This window comes from Caulobacter radicis (assembly GCF_003094615.1).
GTDB lineage: Bacteria > Pseudomonadota > Alphaproteobacteria > Caulobacterales > Caulobacteraceae > Caulobacter > Caulobacter radicis.
This window is the reverse complement of sequence record NZ_QDKO01000043.1, coordinates 264,507-286,011: the sequence shown is the minus strand read 5'-3', so window position 1 is coordinate 286,011 and position 21,505 is coordinate 264,507. Positions and strand designations below refer to the sequence as shown.

Here is a 21,505-nt window from a genome sequence, read left to right as displayed (position 1 = left end):
CGCCCGATGACCACCGAAACCCACCACCAGCGCGTCCTGATCGTCGACTTCGGCAGCCAGGTGACCCAGCTGATCGCGCGCCGGGTGCGCGAGGCCGGCGTCTATTGCGAGATCCATCCCTTCGACAAGGCCGAGGCCCTGGTCGATGACTACCAGCCCTCGGCGATCATCCTGTCGGGCGGCCCGGCCAGCGTGCTGGAAGCCGACAGCCCCCGCATCGGCCGCAAGCTCTTTGATCTGGGCCTGCCGATGCTGGCCATCTGCTACGGCCAGCAGCTGCTGTGCGACGTGCTGGGCGGCAAGGTCGAGGGCGGCCACGCCGGCGAGTTCGGCCGCGCGGAGCTGACCATCGGCAAAGAGAGCCCGCTGTTCGAAGGCCTGGCCGGCGTGGGCGAGCTGGAAACCGTCTGGATGAGCCACGGCGACCGCGTCACCGCCATCCCCGAAGGCTTCGAGGTGGTGGGCACCTCGAACGGCGCGCCCTTCGCCGCCATCGCCAACGACGCCAAGAAGATCTACGCGCTGCAGTTCCACCCCGAGGTCTACCACACCGTCAACGGCCCCCAGATCTACAAGAACTTCCTGGCCCTGGCCGGCCTGAAGGGCGACTGGACCATGGCGGCCTTCCGCCAGGAGATGGTCCAGAAGATCCGCGACCAGGTCGGCGACGGCAAGGTGATCTGTGGCCTGTCGGGCGGCGTCGACAGCTCGGTGGCCGCCGTGCTGATCCACGAGGCCATCGGCGACCAGCTGACCTGCGTCTTCGTCGACACCGGTCTGCTGCGCAAGAACGAGGCCGATCAGGTCGTCACCCTGTTCCGCGACCACTACAACATCCCGCTGGTCCACGTGGACGCCGGCGACCTGTTCCTGGGCGAGCTGGCCGGCGTTTCCGACCCCGAGACCAAGCGCAAAACCATCGGCCGCCTGTTCATCGACGTCTTCGACAAGGAAGCCGCCAAGATCGACGGCGCCCAGTTCCTGGCCCAGGGCACGCTCTATCCCGACGTCGTCGAGAGCGTCTCGGCGCGCGGCGGCCCGTCGGCCGTGATCAAGAGCCACCACAACGTGGGCGGCCTGCCTGACTACATGAAGCTGAAGCTGGTCGAGCCGCTGCGCGAGCTCTTCAAGGACGAGGTCCGGGCCCTCGGCGTCGAGCTGGGCCTGGCGCCCGCCTTCGTCGGTCGCCACCCGTTCCCCGGCCCGGGCCTGGCCATCCGCATCCCGGGCGAGATCACGCCCGAGAAGGTCAAGGTGCTGCAGGACGCCGACGCCATCTATCTCGAAGAGATTCGCAACGCCGGCCTCTACGACAAGATCTGGCAGGCCTTCGCCGTACTGCTGCCCGTAAAGACGGTGGGCGTCATGGGCGACGCCCGCACCTACGAGAACGTCCTGGCCCTGCGCGCGGTGACCTCCACCGACGGCATGACCGCCGACTTCTTCGAGTTCCCCTGGGAAATCCTCGGCAAGACCGCCACCCGGATCATCAACGAGGTCCGCGGCGTCAACCGCGTCGTCTACGACGTGACCAGCAAGCCGCCCGGCACGATCGAGTGGGAATGATCAAGGAAGGCGCCTTCGGGCGCCTTCTTTTTTGCCCGTAGATCGTGCGCCAGGCGGGCGTGCAGGCGCGGGCTTTGGTTGTCCTCTGACGAGTCTTGGCATACCGGTTGGCGATTGTCGCGAAGCCGACACAGTTCGCGACCTCTCCGCAGCAAGATGACATCCGCGCCCTCCAGCAGATCTCCCGCCTCGAGCGCCTTCGCCAGGTTCACGGACCCCGAGACGATGGCGTTGGCGATCGGCGACATCAATTCGGGGGCGAAGCCTCTTCCGCTGGAACGGACGAGCCGGCGCTTCGACGGCATGCTGGCGCGGGCCAGTTTCGGCGGACTGAACCTGGGCATGGGCCGCTTCGCCCAGGGCATCGCCCAGACCGCGGACATCCCCGGCGTCCATACCTTCATGTTCGCCACCGAGCCGGGGATCATGCGGCGCGTCTCGGGGCGCAAGCTCTTTGGCCGGCACATCTTTCACTTCCGGCCAGGCGAGCGGACCGTGACGGGCTCGCCGCCTGACATGCCGTGGGCCTTCGGCATCGTCACCATGCCGTTCGAGCTGTTGACGACGCATGCTCCCAACCTGATGGGCGCCGCGCATGGCGCGCCGCTGGATGATGATCGCATGTTCGTCGCGCCGTCGGCGGCGATGGACGAACTCATCGGGTTGATGGGCGACATTTCGGGCGTGATCCAGAACGCGCCCGAGATCCTCGGCGAGGCGCAACCGGCCAGGGCCCTGGCGGGCGCCGTCGTCGACAAGCTGATGGCCTGCCTTTCGCAGGGGCTGGTCAAGCCGGACAGGGCCGCCCTGGGGCGCCATCGCCAGATCGTCGCCCGTTTCGAGCGCGCCCTGGAAGAGCGCCCGGAAGAGATGCTTTCGTTGGGCGACATCTGTCGGGTCGTGGGCGCGGCCGAGCGGACGCTCAACCTGGCCTGCCAGGAGTTCCTGGGGGAAAGCGCGGTGCGCTACGCCCGCAATCGCCGGCTGGACCTCGTCCATGCGCGGCTGCGGGCCTGCGATCCAGCCGTCACCCTGGTGACCAATGTCGCCATGGACCACGGTTTCTGGGAGCTGGGCCGCTTCGCCCAGGCCTATCGGCTTCGCTTCGGCGAGCGTCCTTCCGACACCCTGCGCCGCAGCGCGCACTGACCCCGTTTCAAACTCTGCTGTTCATGCCGGGATTGCATAGTTCCGCGCATGCCCCGCTGGCAGGGACGGGAAAACATGCGTTTTACGGATCATCGGTGCTGCGCGTCTGAGGACGCCGTCGTCGATCCCTGTCTGCGCGTGCCTTTCAGGGGATCGGGCCTGGCCCAGCCGAGCGCGCCGCGTGGCGCGATCTGACGTCCCTGCGGTTCAGGAGCGGCCCGCCAAGACGGGCCTGGCAGGTGTCAAAGTGCGGCAGTCGATCAACAAAGCGCGGGCCATCCGCAACTCGGTCTCGCTCACGGTGCTGGCGCTGGCGGTCGGCCTCGGCGCCCCGATGGCCCAGGCCCGGCAGATCACCCAGGGCGGCGGCGCTGGCGCCGGCTTTGGCTCCTTCACGCCCGCGGGCGGCGTCGCGGGCGGCGGCGGCGGCGCTTCCGGCGCGGGAAGCTATGGCGGAGCGGCGGCCGGCACGCCTACCGGCTCGGCCGAGGCCGGCGCCAACGGCAGCCAGGCCGGAGGGCAGCCCGGGGCGCTGAACGACCTCTCGGCCGGTGGGGGCGGCGGCGGCGGCGGCGGCCTTGGCGGCAATGGCGGCCTGGGCTGGCAGATCGCTTCGACAGGATCCATCTCGTTGGCCGTCGACTTCGCCGCGACGGACGGCGCCAACGGCGGCGCGAACGCTGCCGGGGGCGGCGGCGGAGGCGGGCTCGTGCTGACTGGGGCGAACGTCCAGCTCACGACCGCAGGCTATGACGTCACAGGGGGCGACGGCGGCGAGGGCCGTGCAGGCGGCGGCGGTGGCGGCGGTGGCGGCGGCGCTGGACTGGTGCTGCTGAACGGCGGCTCGGTGACTGTGAACGGCGGCGCGGGCGGTTCGGCCAGCGCCATCACGGGCGGCACGGGCAGTTCGTTCGGCAACGGCGGCGCGGGCCTGTTCCTCTACAGCGGCGGCGCGTTGAACGTCGTCAGCGGCACGATCACAGGCGGGGCAGGGGGCACCTTCACCAGCTGGGGCGGGGCCGGCGCCGCCGGCGTGCTCAGCAATCTGGGAACCATCGCCAACGCGGGTACGATCACCGGCGGCGAGGGCGGCTACGGCTATTCGAACGGCGGGGCGGCCGGCATCGGCGTGATCGCCTGGGGCGGCACGATCGAGAACAGCGCGACCGGCGTCATCGCCGGCGGCGTCGGCGGCCAGGGAAACGGGAATTTCAGCGGGATGTATTCCGGCGCCGGCGGGGCGGGCATCGTCTTCACGGGCGGCCAGCCGGGGCTGCTGGTCAACGCCGGAACGATCCAAGGCGGGGCGGGCGGTCCGGCCTCGAACGCGATCCGTCGGGGCGCCGGCGGCAGGGGCGTCGTCGGCGCCAGCACCGGCTCCACCACCATCATCAATTCGGGCACGATCATCGGCGGCGTCAGCGTGAGCTTCCAGCGCGCCTACGCGATCGAGCTGTTCGGCAGCGACAACCGCCTGGAGCTTCACGCCGGCTCGTGGATCCGCGACGTCGTGGCGGTGACCGGCGGCGGCTCCAACAACGTGCTGGCCCTGGGCGGCGCGGACGACGACACCTTCGACGCCATGCATATCGGGTCGGACGGGTCCGTTGACGGCTACGGCTACATGGGCTTCGACACCTTCGAGAAGCTGGGCGCCAGCACCTGGACCCTGACCGGCACGGGCGACCAGACCTGGTCGGTGCGGGAAGGCGTGCTGAAGGGCGACAGCAACAGCCTGGCCGGCAGCGTGGTCTTCGGCAGCGGCGCCGGCAGCCGGGGCGTCGTTTTCGACCAGGCGTTCGACGGGGTCTATCGCGGCCAGATCTCCACCGGCGGCGCGGTGACCAAGACGGGTGCGGGAACCCTGACCCTGACTGGCGAGTCCGCCTCGAACTGGACGATTTCGGGCGGCGGGGTGATCGCCAAGGCCGGCCTCTTCGGCAGCGACGCGTCGATCGGCGCCGGCGCGTTCCTGACCCTCGATCAGAGCACGGACGGAACCTATGGCTTCGTGCTTTCGGGCGCGGGTGATTTCCGGAAGGCAGGCTCGGGGAAGCTGGTCCTGACCGAAGATTCGTCCGGCTTCACCGGAGCCACCACGGTCGGGTCCGGAACCTTGACGGTCAACGGCTCGCTGGCTGGTTCGACGGTCACCGTCGCATCAGGCGCGACGCTGGGCGGTACTGGCGCGATCGGCGCTGCCACCATCCAGAGCGGCGGCCATCTGGCGCCGGGCAATTCGGTAGGCTCGCTGTCGATCGCGGGCGACCTCACTCTCGCATCGGGCTCCAACCTCGACATCGAGCTGGGCGCGCCAGGCGGATCGTCGGCTTCGCCCGGCGTCAGCGACCGCCTGATCGTCAGCGGCGACCTGGCGTTGAACGGCGTGGTCAATCTCTCGCAGAGCGCGGCTTTCGCCGACGGCGTCGCCGGCATCGGCTACTACCGTCTCATCACCTATGGCGGCGCCTTGACCGCGAACACGGCGACGATCGGAACCACGCCCTCGCTGAGCAATGTGAACTACGCATTGCAGGCGGGCAGCGGCCGGGTCGACCTCTACATCAGCAACGCCGCGGTCATCGGCGACAACACCCTGCAGCACTGGCAGGGCGGAAGCGGCGTCTGGAGCGCCGCCAACACCCAATGGCTGAACGACGGCGGCAACGCCCCGGCCGCCTGGGCGGGCAAGTACGCCATCTTCAAGGACGCCGGCGCCTTCACGGGCGGCTTGGTGACGGTGGATGGCGCGCAGAGCTTCATCGGCCTGCAATTCGTCGACGACGGCTATGAGCTGACCGGAACCGGCCAGCTGGCCACCGCGCCGGGCGGCAGCGAGATCCGCGTGCTGGCCGACGTCGCCAAGATCGGCGTGGCGATCACCGGCGCGGACCTCGTCACCAAGACCCAGGCCGGCACGCTGATCCTGACGGGCGCCAACACCTACACCGGTGGGACGTTGATCGATGCGGGCACGCTGCAGATCGGCGACGGCGGGACTTCGGGCTCGATCATCGGCAATGTCGGCAACCGCGGCGTGCTGGTCTTCAACCGGTCTGACGCCATCACCTTCGCCGGCCGGATCTCCGGCTCGGGCGCGGTGCGCATCCTGGACGGCGGCGTCACCTTCACCGCCGACAACATCTATGCCGGCGGCACGACCATCGCCTCGGGCGCGCAGCTGAACCTGGGCGCAGGCGGGACGAGCGGCTTGATCGGCGACGCCGTCGTAAACGGTGGCCTGACCTTCGATCGCTCTGACAGCGTGAGCTTCTCGGGCGTCGTCAGCGGCTCGGGCGCCTTGCGCCAGGTAGGTTCGGGCAATCTGATCCTGACCAGCAATTCCTCGGGCTTCACGGGGACGACGGCTGTCGATGCGGGCAGGCTGACGGTCAACGGCTCCCTGGCCGACTCTACGCTCACCGTCGCCTCCGGCGCGACTCTGGGCGGCGCGGGCGCGGTGGGCGACACCGTCATCCAGAGCGGCGGGCATCTGGCTCCCGGCTCCGGGGGATCTATCGGATCTGTCGCAACCCTGTCGATCGCGGGTGACCTGACGCTGGCGTCCGGCTCGAACCTGGACATCGAGCTGGTTGCGCCGGGCGCGTCGTCGGCCTCGCCGGGCGTGAGCGACCGCGTGGTCGTCAGCGGCGACCTGGCGCTGAATGGCGTGGTCAATCTCTCGCAGACCCCCGCCATGGCGGCGGGCCTGGGATACTATCGCCTGATCACCTACGGCGGCGCCCTGACCTCCAACACGGCGACGATCGGCGCCACGCCGTCGCTCAGCAACGTGAACTATGCGCTGCAGGCAGGCGGCGGCCGGGTCGACCTGTTCATCGCCAGCACGCTCATTCCCGGCGACGACACCTTGCAGCACTGGCAGGGCGGCGACGGCGTCTGGAGCGCGACCAGCAGCCAATGGCTGAACCAGGGCGGCAACGTCCCGGCCGCCTGGGCCGGCAAGTACGCCATCTTCAGGGACGCGGGCGCCTTCACCGGCGGCGAGGTCACGGTGACGGGCGCGCAGAGCTTCCGTGGCCTGCAGTTCGTCGACGAGGGCTATGAGCTCGGCGGGAATGGCCAGCTGGTCACGGTAGCGGGCGGCAGCGAGATCCGCGTGCTCGCCAACCAAGCCAAGATCGGCGCGGCGATCACCGGCGCGGGCGGGATCGTCAAAACCCAGGCGGGCACGCTGATCCTGACGGGCGCCAACACCTATGCCGGCGGCACGACCATCCAGGGGGGCGCGCTGCAGATCGGCGACGGCGGAACTTCGGGCTCGATCGTCGGCGATGTGGTCAACGACGCCGCACTGTACTTCCGGCGTTCGGACGCCATCACCTTCGACGGCCGGATCTCCGGTACGGGCGGGGCCGGCATCCTGAGCGGCGGCGTGACCTTCACGGCCAACAACACCTATGCCGGCGGCACGACCATCGCTTCGGGCGCCCAGCTGACGCTGGGCGCCGGCGGGACGACGGGGACGATCGCCGGCGACGTCCTCGTCAACGGCGCGCTGGCGTTCAATCGCTCCGACAGCCTGGCCTTCGCCGGCGTCATCGACGGTTCCGGCCTTCTCCGCCAGACCGGTTCGGGCAAGCTGGTCCTGACCGGCGATTCCTCGGGGTTCACGGGTGCGACCTCGGTCGATGCGGGAACCCTGGCGGTCAACGGCTCCCTGGGCAGGTCGACGGTCACCGTCGCTTCCGGCGCGACACTGGGCGGCACGGGCACGGTCGGCGACACCATCGTCCAGAGCGGCGGCCATCTGGCGCCGGGCAATTCCGTCGGTTCGCTTTCGATCGCGGGCGATCTCACCCTCGCATCGGGCGCCAACCTCGACATCGAGCTGGGCGCCCCCGGTGCGGCGTCGGCCTCGCCGGGCGTCAGCGACCGCTTGGTCGTCAGCGGCGACCTGGCGCTGAACGGCGTGGTCAATCTATCGCAGAGCGCGGCCTTGGCCGACGGCGTCGCCGGGCTGGGCTACTATCGCCTGATCACCTATGGCGGCGCCTTGACCGCCAATACGGCGACGGTCGGCGCCACCCCCTCGCTGAGCAACGTGGACTACACCCTGCAGGCGGGTAGCGGCCGGGTCGATCTCTTCATCAGCACCACGCTCATTCCCGGCGACGACACCTTGCAGCACTGGCAGGGCGGCGACGGCGTCTGGAGAGCGGCCAACCCGCAATGGCTGAACCAGGGCGGCAACACCCCGGCTGCCTGGGCGGGCAATCATGCGATCTTCAAGGACGCCGGCGGTTTCACCGGCGGACGCGTCTCTGTGGAGGGCGCGCAGAGCTTCCTGGGCCTGCAGTTCGTCGACGAAGGCTATGAGCTGACCGGAACCGGACAACTGGTCACCGCCGCCGCGGGCAGCGAGATCCGCGTGCTGGCCGACGCCGCCAAGATCGGTGTGGCGATCACTGGCGCGGGCGGGATCGTCAAGACCGAGGCCGGCACGCTGATCCTGACGGGCGCCAACACCTACGGCGGCGGCGCCTCTATCCGCGCTGGTACGCTGCAGATCGGTGATGGCGGGACCTCGGGCTCGATCGTCGGCGATGTCGCCAACAACGGCGTGCTGGCCTTCGACCGGTCGGACGCCATCACTTTCGGCGGCCTGGTCTCCGGTTCGGGCGCGATGCGCATCCTGGGCGGCGGCGTGACCTTCACCGCCAACAACACCTATGCCGGCGGCACGACGATCACCTCGGGCGCTCAGCTGAACCTCGGCGCAGGTGGGACGAGCGGCTCCATCCGCGGCGACGTCGTGGCGAATGGCGCGCTGGCGTTCGATCGTTCCGACAACCTGACCTTCGCCGGAGCAATCAGCGGCTCCGGCGCCCTTCGTCAGATCGGCGCAGGCAAGACGGAACTGACCGGCGCGTCAGGCGGCTTCACCGGCGCGACCATGGTCGAGCGGGGCACGCTGGCGGTGAACGGCGTGCTCGGCGGCATGCTGGACGTCTGGTCCGGCGCTCGCCTGCAGGGCGTCGGCACGGTGGGGACCACGGTCGTGTCGGGCACGATCGCGCCTGGCAACTCGATCGGCACGCTGAACGTCGCCGGCGGCGTCACCTTCAAGCCCGGCTCGGTCTTCGAGGTCGAGGCGGACGTGGCGGGCCAGTCGGACAAGATCGTCGCGTCCGGCGTGGCCACGATCCAGGGCGGGATCGTCAGGGTCCTGGCGGGCGCTGGGACCTACAGGCCGGAAACCAGCTATGTGATCCTGCACGCCAATGGCGGCCTCGCGGCTGGCGGCAAGTTCGACGGCGTGACCTCGAACCTGGCCTTCCTCGACCCGTCGCTCCGCTATGATGGCTTCAACGTCTATCTGCGGCTGCGGCGCAACGACATCAGCTTCGCCGATATCGGCGTGACCTCGAACCAGGTCGCGGCGGGGGCGGGCGCCGAGCATCTGGGCTGGGACAATCCGGTCTTCGACTCGGTGGTCAATCTTTCGACCGAACAAGCCCGTGACGCCTTCGACCAGCTGGCTGGTTCGGACTATGCCAGCCTGCGCGGCTCGCTGATCCAGGACAGCCGCTTCGTGCGCGACGCGATCCTGGCGCGGGGCGACCTGGCCGGCGTCGAGGGACCGTCGGCGTGGGGCGAGACCTTTGGCGGCTGGGGCTCGATGAAGGGCGACGGCAACGCGCAGAGCTACGACCGCGACGTCCAGGGGTTCTTGACCGGCTACGACGGCTCGCTGGGGCGCGACATTCGCGCTGGCGTCGCCGTGGGCTACAGCGCCGGCGACCTGAAGACCGCTCGCGCCAAGCACGATGTCGAGACCTATCACCTCGGCGGCTATGTCCTGGCGGAACGCGGCGGGGTGTCGTTCCAGCTCGGCGGCGCCTATGCGTGGCACGCCATCAAGGCCTCGCGTCGGGTCGCGTTCGGGACGTTCGGCGAGACTCTGGCCAGCGACTATTCGGCCCGCACCTATCAGGCGTTCGGCGAAGTCGCCGTGAAGCGCGACTTGGCGGGCGTGACGCTGCAGCCGTATGCCGGCCTCGCTTATGTCGCGCTCACCGACGCCGATGTCAGCGAGCGGGGCGGCAGCGCCGCGCTGCATGGCGGCGGTGACGACCACCTGGCCTATGGTTCGGTCGGGGTGCGCCTGAAGAGCGACCTGAACGCGGGAGAGCTCAACCTGCGCCTCACCGGTTCGGCCGCGCTGCGCCATGCGTTCGGTGATCGTGCGCCGAGCATCGACCTGTCGTTCACCGGCGCGCCGTCGTTCGGGATCGTCGGAGCTCCGATCGACAAGGACAGCCTCGCCGTCAATCTGGGCCTGGAAGCCGACCTCGGCAAAGCCGCGGTGCTGGGCGTGACCTATTCGGGCAGCTACGGCGATCGCTCGACCGACCATGGGGCCCGCGCCCAGATCAGCTGGAGGTTCTGATCGACGTCGTCAGCCTGATCGGACCCCCGTGAGGTCCTCGGGCGTCTGGCTGGCCCGCTTCCGCCTGGCGCGGTGGCGGGCTCAGGCCAGGGCGACGTCCAGGCCCTGGGGGGCGACGAACTCGGCCATGTTGCGGCGGGAAAGGTCCATGTGCGCGCGGACGATCTCGCCGGCGGCCACGGTGTCGCGGCGTTCGATGGCGTCGATGATCTGGTCGTGCTGGACGACGGCGGTCTGCAGGCGTTCCTGCAGGTCGCTCGAGGTGGGGGCGCGATAGAAGGTCATGCCCAGGCGGGCGTGATCGATCAGCAGGCGGCGCAGGCTGGGCATCAGGTAGGGGTTGCGGGCCGCCACGCCGATCTCGTGGTGGAACTGGTCGTTGTAGAAGACCCGGTCGACCAGGTTGTTCTCGTCGATCGCTTGGCGGAAGCGCGCCTGGATAGCCCTCAGGCGTACGATGTCGGCCGCCGTGGCGTGCTCGGCCGCCAGCTGGGTAGTGGCGACATAGACCAGCGGCGCGGCCAGGAAGAAGTTGCGCAGCGACTCGTAGCTCATGGCCGCGACACGGGCGGGGCGGTTAGGCTCCAGCTCGATATAGCCCTCGGCCGCCAGCTGCCGCATCAGCTCGCGGACCGGCGGGCGTGACAGCCCGAACTCCTCGCTCAGCGACACCTCGTCGAGCACCGCGCCCGGCGCCAGCTCCATGCTGACGATCCGCCGGCGCAGCGTCTGGTCGAGCAGGGCCTTGCGGTCGGTGGGAGCCTCGTCGGTGGTTGAAGCGGTCATGGTCTTGGCTTTCGCCATTTCTGGATCACCTTCAGGGCGTGTCGCGTCGCCGGCCCGCTCTGTCTACCATCTCATCCGCGCCGGTTGTCTCCTCCGATCTGCGGCGCGCATGGAAATCCCGGCGACCCGCGATCCTCAGAAGTAATAGCCGAAGATCACCAGGGCCGAGGTCTTCCAGCGGTCGTCGCCGCCCTGGGCCGCGCCGGTGGCGAACTGGCCGGCGCCGACATAGGGGTCGTTGCGGCCGACCAGGACCTCGGACCAGACCTTGATCCTGCCCGCGGTCTTGTCGGTCCAGAAGACGCCGAGGTTGAACCGTTCGCTGTCCTTGAAGCCGGCCGCGTCCTTCATGAAGCGGGCGTAGCTGCCATAGAGGCTGGCCTTGAACGGCAGCGCGGTCAGGGCGAGCTCACGTCCGACCTCGGCGAACACCAGGTCGCCCCTGGCGGCGATGGAATAGGCGGAGTCGTAGTCGCCGACGCTGAGCACGTCGCGGGAGCCGGTGTCGCGCAGGTCGAAGCTCTGCCGCGCGACCAGGGCCTTGGCATGGTAGGGGCCGTTCGTGGCCTTGACGCTGAGCGCATAGGCGCGGCGCGAGCCGTCCTCGCGGGTGTCGAGGTTGCGGATCGTGGACAGCCAGGCCGAAGCCGAGAAAGCCAGCTGCGTTCCCGACGCCGTCGACAGTCGACGCTGGACGCGGCCCGCCACCATGTCGCGCTCTTCATTGCGGGACGACGACGGCGCCGAGACGCCCGCGCCCGTCACGTTGACCGAGTAGCGGGCGCTGTCGTCGCTGATCCCGAAGGCGTTCGGCGCGGTCGTCGGAAAATAGCCCGCCTGGACGGTCCAGTTCCGGCCGGCATGCTCGTAGGCGACGCCGAGGTTGTAGACCTCCTCCAGGCCGATCGCGAAACCCATGCTGTTGAGGAAGGCCGAGCCCCAGTACTGGTCGTCGAACGGTACGGGCTGGAGGCCGACGGTGACCTTGTCGCCGGCGCCGAACTTGCGTCCGGCATAGGCGTAGACCGGGAAGCTGACCTCGCCGGGATAGTTCTCGTAGCCGTAGGCCTGCCGGTACATGAAGTTGCCGCCGTAGAAGCGGTACTGGCCGGCGGCGAACCAGGTCGGGGAGTCGTAGTCCGCGCGCAGGATCACGGTGTCGAACGACAGGTGGCTGGAGCGGCGCGGCTGGCCCGAGGCGTCGGCGTCGTCGAAGCGCAGGTCGTAGCGGCCTCGGATGGCGCCGCCGAATGTGAGGGTTCCGGCGCTTCGTGCCGTGGGCGCAGGGGTTGCGGCGACCGGTGCGATCTCTTCGACTGCGGCGTCGGCGGGCGCATCGGCCGGCGCCTGGCTCAGCGCAGCCGCCGCCAAGGCATGAAGAAGCATGCTCATAACGAGCCTCCCTGGAATGTCGTTGATTGAGGCGCGGGCGAGGGGGCGACGACGCTGGGGGAGGCGTCGTCGCCGTTCGCGTCCTGCGCGGGCGCGACCCGCGGGCCGTCTCGTTGGGCGGACGGCTTGCGCGAGGCGGTTTTCCGGACCTGGCCTTAGGCGGCGTCGATCCAGATGGTCTTGATCTCGGTGTACTGGTCGTGGGCCCAGGCGGACTTGTCGCGGCCGCCGAAGCCCGACTGCTTGAAGCCGCCGAAGGGCGTGGTGATGTCGCCTTCGCCGTAGCAGTTGACCGTCACCACCCCGGCGCGGATCTCGCGGGCCAGGCGCAGGGCGTTGCGGACATTGTCGGTGTAGACGCAGGCGGCGAGGCCATAGACCGTGTCATTGGCCAGGGCGATCGCCTCGTCGATCGTCTCGAAGGTGGTGATGGCCAGCACCGGTCCGAAGACCTCCTCCTGGAAGAGCCGGCTTTGCGGCGGCACGCCGTCCAGCAGGGTCGGCTCGACATAGATGCCTTCCCGCACGCCGCCGCCTGCCAGGACGTCGAGGCCTTCGGCCCGGGCGGCGTCGAGATAGCCGGCCACCTTGTCGAAGTGGGCCTTGCTGATCAGGCTGCCCAGCCGGTTGTCGGGATCGAGCGGGTCGCCCATCGCCCAGTCCGCCAGCTGGCCCTTGATCTTGCCGAGCAGGGCGTCCTTGACGTCGGCATGGACGATCAGCCGCGACGAGGCCGAGCAGTTCTCGCCCATGTTCCAGAAGGCGCCGTTCACCACGTGGGCGGCGACGGCGTCGAGGTCGGCGACGTCGTTCATGACCACGGCGGGGTTCTTGCCGCCGCATTCGAGCACCACCTGCTTGAGGTTGGACTCGGCCGCATAGGCCAGGAACCGGCGGCCGGTCGCCGTCGAGCCGGTGAAGCTGACCATGGCCACATCCATGTGCCGGCCGATGGGCTCGCCCACCGCCGCCCCGCCGCCGGGCACGACGTTGAAGACGCCGGCCGGAACGCCGGCCTCAAAGGCCAACTGCGCCACGCGAAGCGCCGTCAGGGTGGTCTCCTGGGCCGGCTTGACCACGATCGGGCAGCCGGCGGCCAGGGCCGGCCCGATCTTCCAGGCCAGCATCAGCAGCGGGAAGTTCCAGGGCAGGACGAGGCCCACCACACCGACCGGCTCGCGCACGACCAAGGCCACGGCGCCTGGCCCGGTCGGGGCGACGCTGTCATAGACCTTGTCGATCAGCTCGGCGTGCCAGCGGATCGTGTGGATGGCCTCGGGCACGTCGACCAGCTGGCACTCGCGCACCGGCTTGCCGCTGTCGAGGCTCTCCATCACCGCCAGCTCGTGGGCGTGGGCCTCCAGGCGATCGGCGAAGGCCAGCAGGATCCTCTTGCGATCGCCGGGCGCCAGGCGGCTCCAGCGGCCGTCGTCGAAGGCGGCCTGGGCGGCGGCGACCGCCAGATCGACCTCCCGGGCGTCGCAGGCGCTGATCCTGGCCAGCACCTGGCCGGTGGCGGGATTGACGGTCTCGAAGGTCGCGCCCGAGGCCGCCGCTCGCCAAGTTCCATCGATGAAGGCCTGATGGGGCAGGGCCAAGCCCTCGGCCAGGGCGGCGTAGTTGGCGCGGGAAAGCAGGTCAGCCATGGGCCTGGCCCGCCTGGATCGCGGCCACTTCGGCGCGCAGGGCCTGGATGATCGCGTCCAGCGTTTCCTTCTCGGCGGCGTCGAGGGGCTTGAGCGGCGCGCGCACGCCGCCGGTCTTCAGGCCGATCAGTTCGCAGCCGGCCTTGATCGACTGGACGAACTTGCCGCCGTCTAGGAACTCCATCAGCGGCAGCATGGCCGACATGATCGCCCGGCCCTTGGTGAAGTCCTTCTCGACCACGCAGGCCTCATAGAGGGCGATGTGCTCGGCCGGCACGAAGTTGGCGCCGGCGCAGACCCAGCTGGGCGCGCCCCAGGCGAAGAACTCCAGGGCCTGGTCGTCCCAGCCGCACGACAGGCTGATCCGCGGATAGTGGCGCGCCAGGCGATGGATACGGGTGACGTCGCCCGAGCTTTCCTTGATGGCCACGATGTTCTTCGCGCCGGCGATGGCCTCGAAGAAGGCGTCGTCCATCGGCACGCCCATGCGACCCGGATAGTTGTAGAGCATGATCGGCAGGTCGGTGGCCGCGTCGATGGCCAGCACGTGGTCGGCGATCTCCTGCGAGGTCGGCACGGCGTAGGGCGGGGTGGTGACCAGGATGGCGTCGGCGCCGGTCGCCTTGGCGGCCTTGGCGTAGGCGACGGCGTCCTCGGTGCGGATGGCGCCCGTGCCGACGATCAGCGGCAGGCGGCCGGCGATCACCTGCTTGGCGCGGTCGGCCAGGGCCAGGCGTTCCTCGGTCGTGTGGGCGTAGTACTCGCCGGTCGAGCCGCCGATGATGATCCCGTGGATCCTGCTGGCGATCAGGTGCTCGAGCACCGCGTCGAAGGCGGGATAGTCGATCTGGCCGTCGGCGGTCAGGGGGGTGATCGCGGGCGCGTAGATGCCTTCGAACTTCATGGTCGTGTCTCCGATGGGAGACGGGCGGGGAGGCCCGTCTCGATTTTTGAGGGGAAGAGGAGGCGCGTCAGGCCGGGCGCTTGGTCAGCGACGAGGCTTCGGCGAGGTTGAGCGAGCGGGTCTCGGGGGCCAGCAGGACCGCCGCGAGCAGGCCCACCAGGGTGACCCCGGCGGCGGCGAACATCGTCGGGCCGATGCCGAGGTGGCTCAGCGAGACCGGCACGAGATAGGTGCCGATGGCGGCCCCGACCCGCGAGAGCGAGGTGCCGATGCCCACGCCCACCGCCCGGATCTCGGTCGGGAACAGCTCGTTGGGATAGACCAGCTGCAACACCTGGGCGCCGCCGATGAAGAGGGCGTAGGCCCCAAACAGCACCAGGATCAGCACCGGCGCGCCGTGGGCGAAGGCGCCCAGCAGCAAGAGGGCCAGGCCCGACCACAGGAAGCTGTGGATCAGCATCGGCCGGCGGCCCATGCGGTTGATCAGCGCCGTGGCGGCGATGCAGCCGACGACGAACAGCACGGTGATGGCCACAGACCCGACGGCCGCCCAGTGCTCGGGAATGCTCAGCGCGGCCAGCACCTTGGGGGCGAAGGCGTAGACGGCGAAGACCGGGATGACCGAGCAGGTCCAGAACAGCGAGACGAAGATCAGGCGCATGCCGTAGCCTTGCTTCAGCAGCGCCCACAGCGAGGCGTTCCGGATCTCGGGCTGCTCGGGCAGGTCGGCGGTGGAATACTGCGGCCCGAACACCTGGGCGATGACCGCGTCGGCTTCAGGTCGACGACCCTTGCTGATCAGCCAGCGCGGCGATTCAGGGGTTCCCAGTCGGATGAGCAGCAGCGCCAGGCCGATGACGGCCGAGCTGGCCAGGCCCAGGCGCCAGGCCTCGGGACCGGCGACCGCCAGCAGCGTCGTGCCGACCATGTAGGCCAGGGCAGCGCCAGCGAACCACAGGATGGTCAGGGTGGCCAGGCGAGGACCGCGCGACGACCTGGGCAGGAACTCGACCAGCAGGGCGGTCGCCACCGGGTACTCGATCCCGACGGCCACGCCCATCATCAGCCGGCAGCCGAACAAGAGCTCGGGCGAATTGGTCCAGAACTGGATCACCGAGAAGACGATGAAGATGACCGGGCCGACGAAGAACACGCGCCGGCGTCCGAAGTGATCGGTCAGCCAGCCGCCGATCATGCCGCCGCAGAAGATGCCGATCAGCGCCGAGGCGGCGATCAGGCCCTGCCAGAAGTCCGAGAAGCCGAGGTCCGCCGAGGCGTGGGCCAGCACCACGCCGATGATGCTGAGCACGTAGCCGTCGACGAAGGAGCCGCCGCCCGATCGCACGGTGAGCAGCTTGTGGAACGCGTTGAGAGGAAGGTCCTCCAGCGTCCGTCGCGCTGTTTCCATGTTCTGTTTCCTCTAGATCGATCTTTTCTTGTTGATGGGTCTCGCGTCCATGCGGCGGTCCGCCGCCGGTCGCGATCAGCTCTCCTGGCCGGCCTTGTGCTGCGACCAGGCCAGGGTCAGGTTCACGCCGATGTCGAGCAGGGGACGGGGCGGGTTGCGGCTGGGGCCGGGCGAGGCCAGCAGGAAGTCGATGACCTCGCCGCGTTCGCCGGCCAGCCAGTCGGCCAGCAGCAGGCCCGTGGCGGTGCCGCGCGTGACCCCAAGGCCGTTGCAGCACAGCGCGCCGTAGACATTGGGGGCGAGCTGGCCGAACTGGCCTTCGTGGTTGGCCGACATCGCCAGCGAGCCGCCCCAGGTGAACTCGAACGGCACGTCCGGCAGCATCGGGAAGCGGCGCTTGAACGAGCGGCGGTGGCGCTGCTTGAAGCGCCGCAGGCAGTCGGGATCGGGGCGGCCGTCGGCGTTGAAGGAAAAGCTGTTGCGCACCAGGATCCGGTTGTCGTGCGTGCGCCTCAGCGTCGTGCCGCATGGATCGGCCGGGATCAGGCCCCAGAAGTCCTTGCCGCCCAGCCTGGCCTGCTCGGTCGGCGTCAGCGGACGTGTCAGGCTGCCATAGGTGAAGATCGGCAGCATGCGCCCGCGCAGGAAGCCGAAGTGCATGGCGAAGGCGTTGTTGGTCAGGAGCAGCTTGTCGGCGACGAAGCGGCCCTTGGCGTGCGTCAGCACGACCTTGTCGCCGTATTCGACGCCGGTGATCGGCGTGTTCTCGTAGAGCGAGACGTTGGCGGGCAGGGTGTCGGCCAGCCCCTTCACCAGCGCCGCCGGCTGCACCAGCGCCGTGCCAGGCGTGTAGAGGGCCTGGCGGTAGTAGCCGGTCCCGATGTGGCCGGGCAGGTCGGGGCCGCCGATCATTTCGTAGGGCTGGCCCAGCTTGTCCAGGCCGCGGCGATAGGCGTCCAGCACCGCCACGCCTCGATCCTCGATCGCCGCCTGGTACTTGCCCGAGGCGCGCAGGTGGCAGTCGATGCCGTGGGCGGCGACGATGTCCTTCAGCGACTGCTGGCCGACCATGTTCAGCTTCAGTACCGTGCGGGCCACGTCGATGTCGCCGATGTAGTCGTCGGCGCCGATGTCGTGCGGCAGGTCGATGGCGAAGCCGGCGTTGCGGCCCGAGGGCCCGAAACCCACGACCTGGGCCTCGACCAGAACCACCTCGTCGTCGGGGAAGCGCTCGGCCAGTCGCCGGGCGGCCGAAAGGCCGGTGAGGCCCGCGCCGACGATGGCCCAGCGTGTCCTGATCTCACCGGTGGCGCAGGGGCGGGGGGTGCGTTGCGCGCTGGTGTGGAACCAGCCCGGATTGGCGTCGTCGGCGGGAAGCGAGGTTACTTTCATGGCCGCGAGGGCCCCTCCCTGGGGCGCTTTGTTGTTGTGTATACAAACTGTAGACAGAAAATATGCACATGGTAGTCAGGTCGTCCATACTGATTTTTCGTTAGGCCCTCAGGGGCCGGGAGGACGAGGCGATGTCGGACGCGAGACGCACGACGCTGGGCGTGGCCTGCGGCGCGGCCGCCGGGGCCTTGTGGGGCCTGGTGTTCGTGGCGCCGGAAGTGGTGCGCCCCTTCGGTCCGCTTCAGCTGTCCGCCGGGCGCTATCTCACCTACGGAATTTTCGCCTTGGCGCTCTTGGCGCCGCGCTGGCGACAGGTGACGGCGTTGCTGGGGCGGCGGGAATGGCTGGCGCTGTGCTGGCTCAGCCTGCTGGGCAATTCGCTCTACTACGTGCTGCTGGCCACCGGCGTTCAGCTGGGCGGGGTGGCGACGCCTTCGCTGGTCATCGGTTTCCTGCCGGTGGCCGTGACGATCATCGGCAGTCGCGATAAGGGCGCGGTTCCTCTGCGCAAGCTGGCGCCTTCGCTGCTGCTCAGCGGCGCTGGCGTGATCTGCATCGGCTGGGAAGCGCTGGGCCAGGTGCGCGGCGCGGACTTCTCGCGCCAGGCGCTGGGCCTGCTGTGCGCCTTCGGGGCGCTGGCCTCATGGACGACATTCGCGGTCAGCAACAGCCGCTGGATGGCCCGGTTGCCGCAGGTCTCGGCCCATGACTGGAGCCTGCTGATCGGCGTCGTCACCGGCGTGCAGGCGCTGGTCCTCGTTCCGCCAGCCCTGTTGTTCGACACCACGCCGCACGCCGCTGGCGACTGGCTGTTCCTGCTGGCGGTCTCCAGCGGCATCGCCGTCTTCTCTTCGATCATCGGCAACGGCCTCTGGAACCGGATGTCCAGGCTTCTGCCGCTGACCATGGTCGGCCAGATGATCCTGTTCGAGACCCTGTTCGCGCTGCTCTACGGCTTCTTCTGGGACAGGCGACTGCCGACGCAGTTCGAAAGCCTGGCGATCATCCTGGTGCTGGCCTCTGTCACCACCTGCCTGGCGGCGCATCGCAAGCCCTCCGCCGTCGGCGAGGCGGTCGCGGCAGCGCGGGATTGAATGTCGGGACGGCGTGGACCGGCCGCCTGGCGCAGGGTCTGGGCCGAGCCTATGCGTGGCGCTGTCTATCGGCCGGTTTGGCTTCAGGCCGTCCTCGGCCGGGGCCGGCGAGACGACTGGCCGCCGTGGCGACCGGAAGGTTTGCGCATCAGACGGACCGGGGAGGCCGCGTGCTCTTGCGGGCGGCGTAGATCGGCGTCTGGCGGGAAAGCGCACGGGCTGGCCGCGGCGCCTGGCCGCCGACTTGGCCGACGACGAGTTCGCCGAACCAGGGCGTGCTGAGCCGCGAGCGGTCGGCGCCGACCAGCAGTCCCGCCATGCCCTTGTCGTAGAGCCTGTTTTCCGCGGTGAGCACCACCTGGTCATTGACGAGGCCGGTGATGCGGCCGCCTTCGAACCGCAGCGACAGCTTGATCCATTGGCCGGGCGCGACCCCGGCCAACTGGGTGTCGCCAAGGACCAGTTCGCCGCCTTCGCCGTCGAACTTGCCGGCCTTGATCTGGGCCTGCTGCTCGGCGTCGCCGACCAGGGCCTTGGGGTTCTTCTTGCCGCGAATGGCCACGAGCCGGCAGCGGCCGTCGTGGGCCAGCTCCAGGAAGTAGCCCTTGGGGATGAAGCCGTAGCCCGTGCCGACATGGTTGATCCGGCCCATGACCGCAGCGGTGTCGCCTGGGTTCAGCCAGACCTTGGTCGCGACTTCGTAGTCGCCCCAGCCGGCATCACCCAGGATGGTGTAGGGCCGCCAGTCCGGCGCCCAGGAGATGGTCGGGATCGGGACCGCCTGGCGCAGGCATCGCCCCTTGCCGTCCGGACGCTCGGCCAGCTCGAAGGCGCCGGCGATGTCGGCGGTGTAGCGCGGCAGCCAGCCATGGGCGGCCGGTGAGGCGTAGGTCTCGAAGGTCTCTCGATAAGGGAAGGGGAAGGGCGCGGGCTTGGGGATCGCCTCGAAGCCGCCCTTCTGCTGGCCGCGCGTGGTCGACAGCGAGTAGATCGCGTCCGGCTCGACGACCAGGCTCACCGCGCCGTCGACGGGCGTGAGGTCGCCCTGGCGCACGAACTGCTCGGCGGCGGTGCTGCGCCAGACGCAGAGCGGCTCGGGCGACAGGCCTTCGCCGATCTCGATCCGGATGGTCTGGGTCTGCGTCGCGCCCTGGGTCTCGACGATCAGGCTGTAGTCCGCGCCCGGCGACTTCAGGGTTGCGTGGGAGCCGCCCTTGGGCAGCATGCCGCTGCCGCCGGCGAGATAGGTCCAGCCGATCTCGGTGAACTGGCCGTAGTGGGCGTAGCCCCAGAGGGCCTCGCGCACCCGGTAGTGGCCGCTCCATGGTTCGTGGGCCAGCACCGTGGCCGGATCCTCCGAATAGGGCTCGAGCGGATAGACGCCGGCGATGTCGTACCAGTTCACGACCTTGGTCGCGCCGCTCAGGATCCAATTGTGGTTGAAGGCTCGGACGATGCCGATCGCGCAGTCGAAGCCCTTCAGATAGACGTGGTCCTCGGTGTTCCAGATCGGCTTGCCCATGGCCTTGGCCATGGCCTGCTGCTCGGCGCTGGCGTGGGCGTTGGCGTAGAAGACGTGGGCGCTGATGATGTCGATGGCGTCGCGCAGCTCGGCGTCGGTCGTCATGTCCTTGACGAAGTCGAGCTTGTCCTTGGGCCAGTTGTCGAAGGCGTGGACCTTCACCCTGGAGAAGCCCTTGGCGTTCAGCGTGCGGCGCAGGGCTTTGACGAAGGCGTAGTCCTGGCCCTTCTCGTTGCGACAGCCGATGGCGTCCAGCTCCAGCCCATAGGCGTCGCGCAGGCCCTCGAGCCATTTGACGTAGTAGTCGACGGCGTCCTGGGACCAGAACTTGCCGCCGCCGATCCAACCTGGCGCGCTCCAGGCCGTGGCGTCCAGCGACAGGGCCGGATTGCGCTTCTTGGCCTCTTGCAGGACCCACCAGATGTAGCCGCGCTCGTAGCTCAGGTCCTCGCGCGTGTGCATGTGGCTGGGCATCGAGCCTTGCGTCGAGTTGCCGTCGCCGGGGATCTCGGCCAGCAGGGCGCTGACCGAGGCGCCGAACTTGGGCTTGTAGAGCAGGTCGAGGATCTGGCTGCGCTGGGGCTCGGGATAGTCCTTGAGCAGCACGGCCGTGGCCCCGCCTCCGGTGACCACGCCGATGCCGTCGAACCGCGCGCCGCCGGCGTCGCCGCGCAGCCTGATCGCGTGGGGCGAGGCGGGCTGGGCAAGGGCGCGGCTCAGCGGCGCCAGGCACAGCAGCGAACCGGCGGCCAGCAGGTGGCGGCGTCGCGACGGGTCGAAGTCGCCGCGCCGCTTGGCGACGACGGCAGGGCCGGGGGGCGAAATCCTCATCACGCCGTCCTCGACACGGCGGCGGCCGCGTGGCCGCGCGCGCTCACGCACTCCATCGTTCCCTCTCCCAGTTCTTATGTCGTGAACGCCGAGCGGACTCGGTGTTCGCCAGCGGCGTTGATCGCGATGGTGCATCCCGGGGCGTTTCGCACGGCCGAGCCATGAAAACCGCCTGGCTCTCCAGGGATGTATGACCAGTTTATCACACGCTCGAAATGTGCGAGCAAGTCATTCATAGGACAAATATTACCCTCAGGCGAAGTCTCAAATGGTGAGAGAAAACTGTTGGCTAGCGCTGTCATCCCGTTTGTTTCCAGAATGTGGGAAGCGCGCAGACAGGCGAACGCCTGGAGCGAAATCGCCCGGTTTCGGTGACGCCTGAGATTGACTGGTATGACCAA

Annotated in this window: 12 protein-coding genes; 4 read left to right on the top strand and 8 right to left on the bottom strand. The window is 69.2% G+C overall.

Features of this window, described 5'->3' with window-relative positions; all coding sequences use genetic code 11:
- Positions 1-6 precede the first annotated feature (6 nt).
- A complete protein-coding gene (gene guaA / locus DDF62_RS23890; protein ID WP_116491430.1) occupies positions 7-1,566 on the top strand; it encodes a glutamine-hydrolyzing GMP synthase in 1,560 nt (519 codons plus the stop codon).
- Here the strand turns inward: guaA and DDF62_RS25790 are convergent.
- Complete coding sequence (locus DDF62_RS25790; protein WP_165832371.1) at positions 1,521-1,814, bottom strand: hypothetical protein; 294 nt, start codon at positions 1,812-1,814, stop codon at positions 1,521-1,523. The two genes, guaA and DDF62_RS25790, sit on opposite strands and share 46 nt — an antisense overlap.
- Between DDF62_RS25790 and DDF62_RS23885 the strand changes: the two genes are divergently transcribed.
- Complete coding sequence (locus DDF62_RS23885) at positions 1,792-2,715, top strand: AraC family transcriptional regulator (RefSeq protein WP_165832370.1); 924 nt, start codon at positions 1,792-1,794, stop codon at positions 2,713-2,715. The genes DDF62_RS25790 and DDF62_RS23885 overlap by 23 nt on opposite strands.
- 247 nt (positions 2,716-2,962) lie before the next feature.
- Positions 2,963-10,129: an autotransporter-associated beta strand repeat-containing protein gene (locus DDF62_RS23880; protein ID WP_116491428.1), complete on the top strand. Its 7,167-nt coding sequence runs from the start codon at positions 2,963-2,965 to the stop codon at positions 10,127-10,129.
- Between the two features lie 81 nt (positions 10,130-10,210).
- Here the strand turns inward: DDF62_RS23880 and DDF62_RS23875 are convergent, their stop codons facing one another.
- The 6 genes from DDF62_RS23875 to DDF62_RS23850 form a co-directional block, all read right to left on the bottom strand.
- Positions 10,211-10,915, bottom strand: a complete 705-nt coding sequence (locus tag DDF62_RS23875) for a GntR family transcriptional regulator (RefSeq protein ID WP_208866928.1) — start codon at positions 10,913-10,915, stop codon at positions 10,211-10,213.
- A gap of 135 nt (positions 10,916-11,050) precedes the next feature.
- Positions 11,051-12,307 carry a hypothetical protein gene (locus DDF62_RS23870; RefSeq protein WP_116491426.1) on the bottom strand — a complete coding sequence of 419 codons (1,257 nt, stop codon included), beginning with the start codon at positions 12,305-12,307 and terminating at the stop codon, positions 11,051-11,053.
- 155 nt (positions 12,308-12,462) lie between these two features.
- A complete protein-coding gene (locus DDF62_RS23865) occupies positions 12,463-13,953 on the bottom strand; it encodes an aldehyde dehydrogenase (protein ID WP_116491425.1) in 1,491 nt (496 codons plus the stop codon).
- Complete coding sequence (locus DDF62_RS23860) at positions 13,946-14,857, bottom strand: dihydrodipicolinate synthase family protein (protein WP_116491424.1); 912 nt, start codon at positions 14,855-14,857, stop codon at positions 13,946-13,948. The genes DDF62_RS23865 and DDF62_RS23860 overlap by 8 nt, the downstream gene beginning before the upstream one ends.
- 67 nt (positions 14,858-14,924) lie before the next feature.
- The gene (locus tag DDF62_RS23855) at positions 14,925-16,265 is read right to left on the bottom strand and encodes an MFS transporter (RefSeq protein ID WP_116491423.1); all 1,341 of its coding nucleotides are present in this window, start codon (positions 16,263-16,265) and stop codon (positions 14,925-14,927) included.
- 75 nt (positions 16,266-16,340) lie between these two features.
- Entirely contained in the window at positions 16,341-17,657 is a 1,317-nt protein-coding gene (locus DDF62_RS23850) for an NAD(P)/FAD-dependent oxidoreductase (RefSeq protein WP_116491422.1), read from the bottom strand.
- Between the two features lie 131 nt (positions 17,658-17,788).
- Between DDF62_RS23850 and DDF62_RS23845 the strand changes: the two genes are divergently transcribed.
- Positions 17,789-18,751, top strand: a complete 963-nt coding sequence (locus tag DDF62_RS23845) for a DMT family transporter (protein ID WP_116491421.1) — start codon at positions 17,789-17,791, stop codon at positions 18,749-18,751.
- A gap of 148 nt (positions 18,752-18,899) precedes the next feature.
- On the opposite strand, the gene DDF62_RS23840 is transcribed toward DDF62_RS23845, so the two are convergent.
- Entirely contained in the window at positions 18,900-21,104 is a 2,205-nt protein-coding gene (locus tag DDF62_RS23840; RefSeq protein ID WP_116491420.1) for a glycoside hydrolase family 30 protein, read from the bottom strand.
- Positions 21,105-21,505 lie beyond the last annotated feature (401 nt).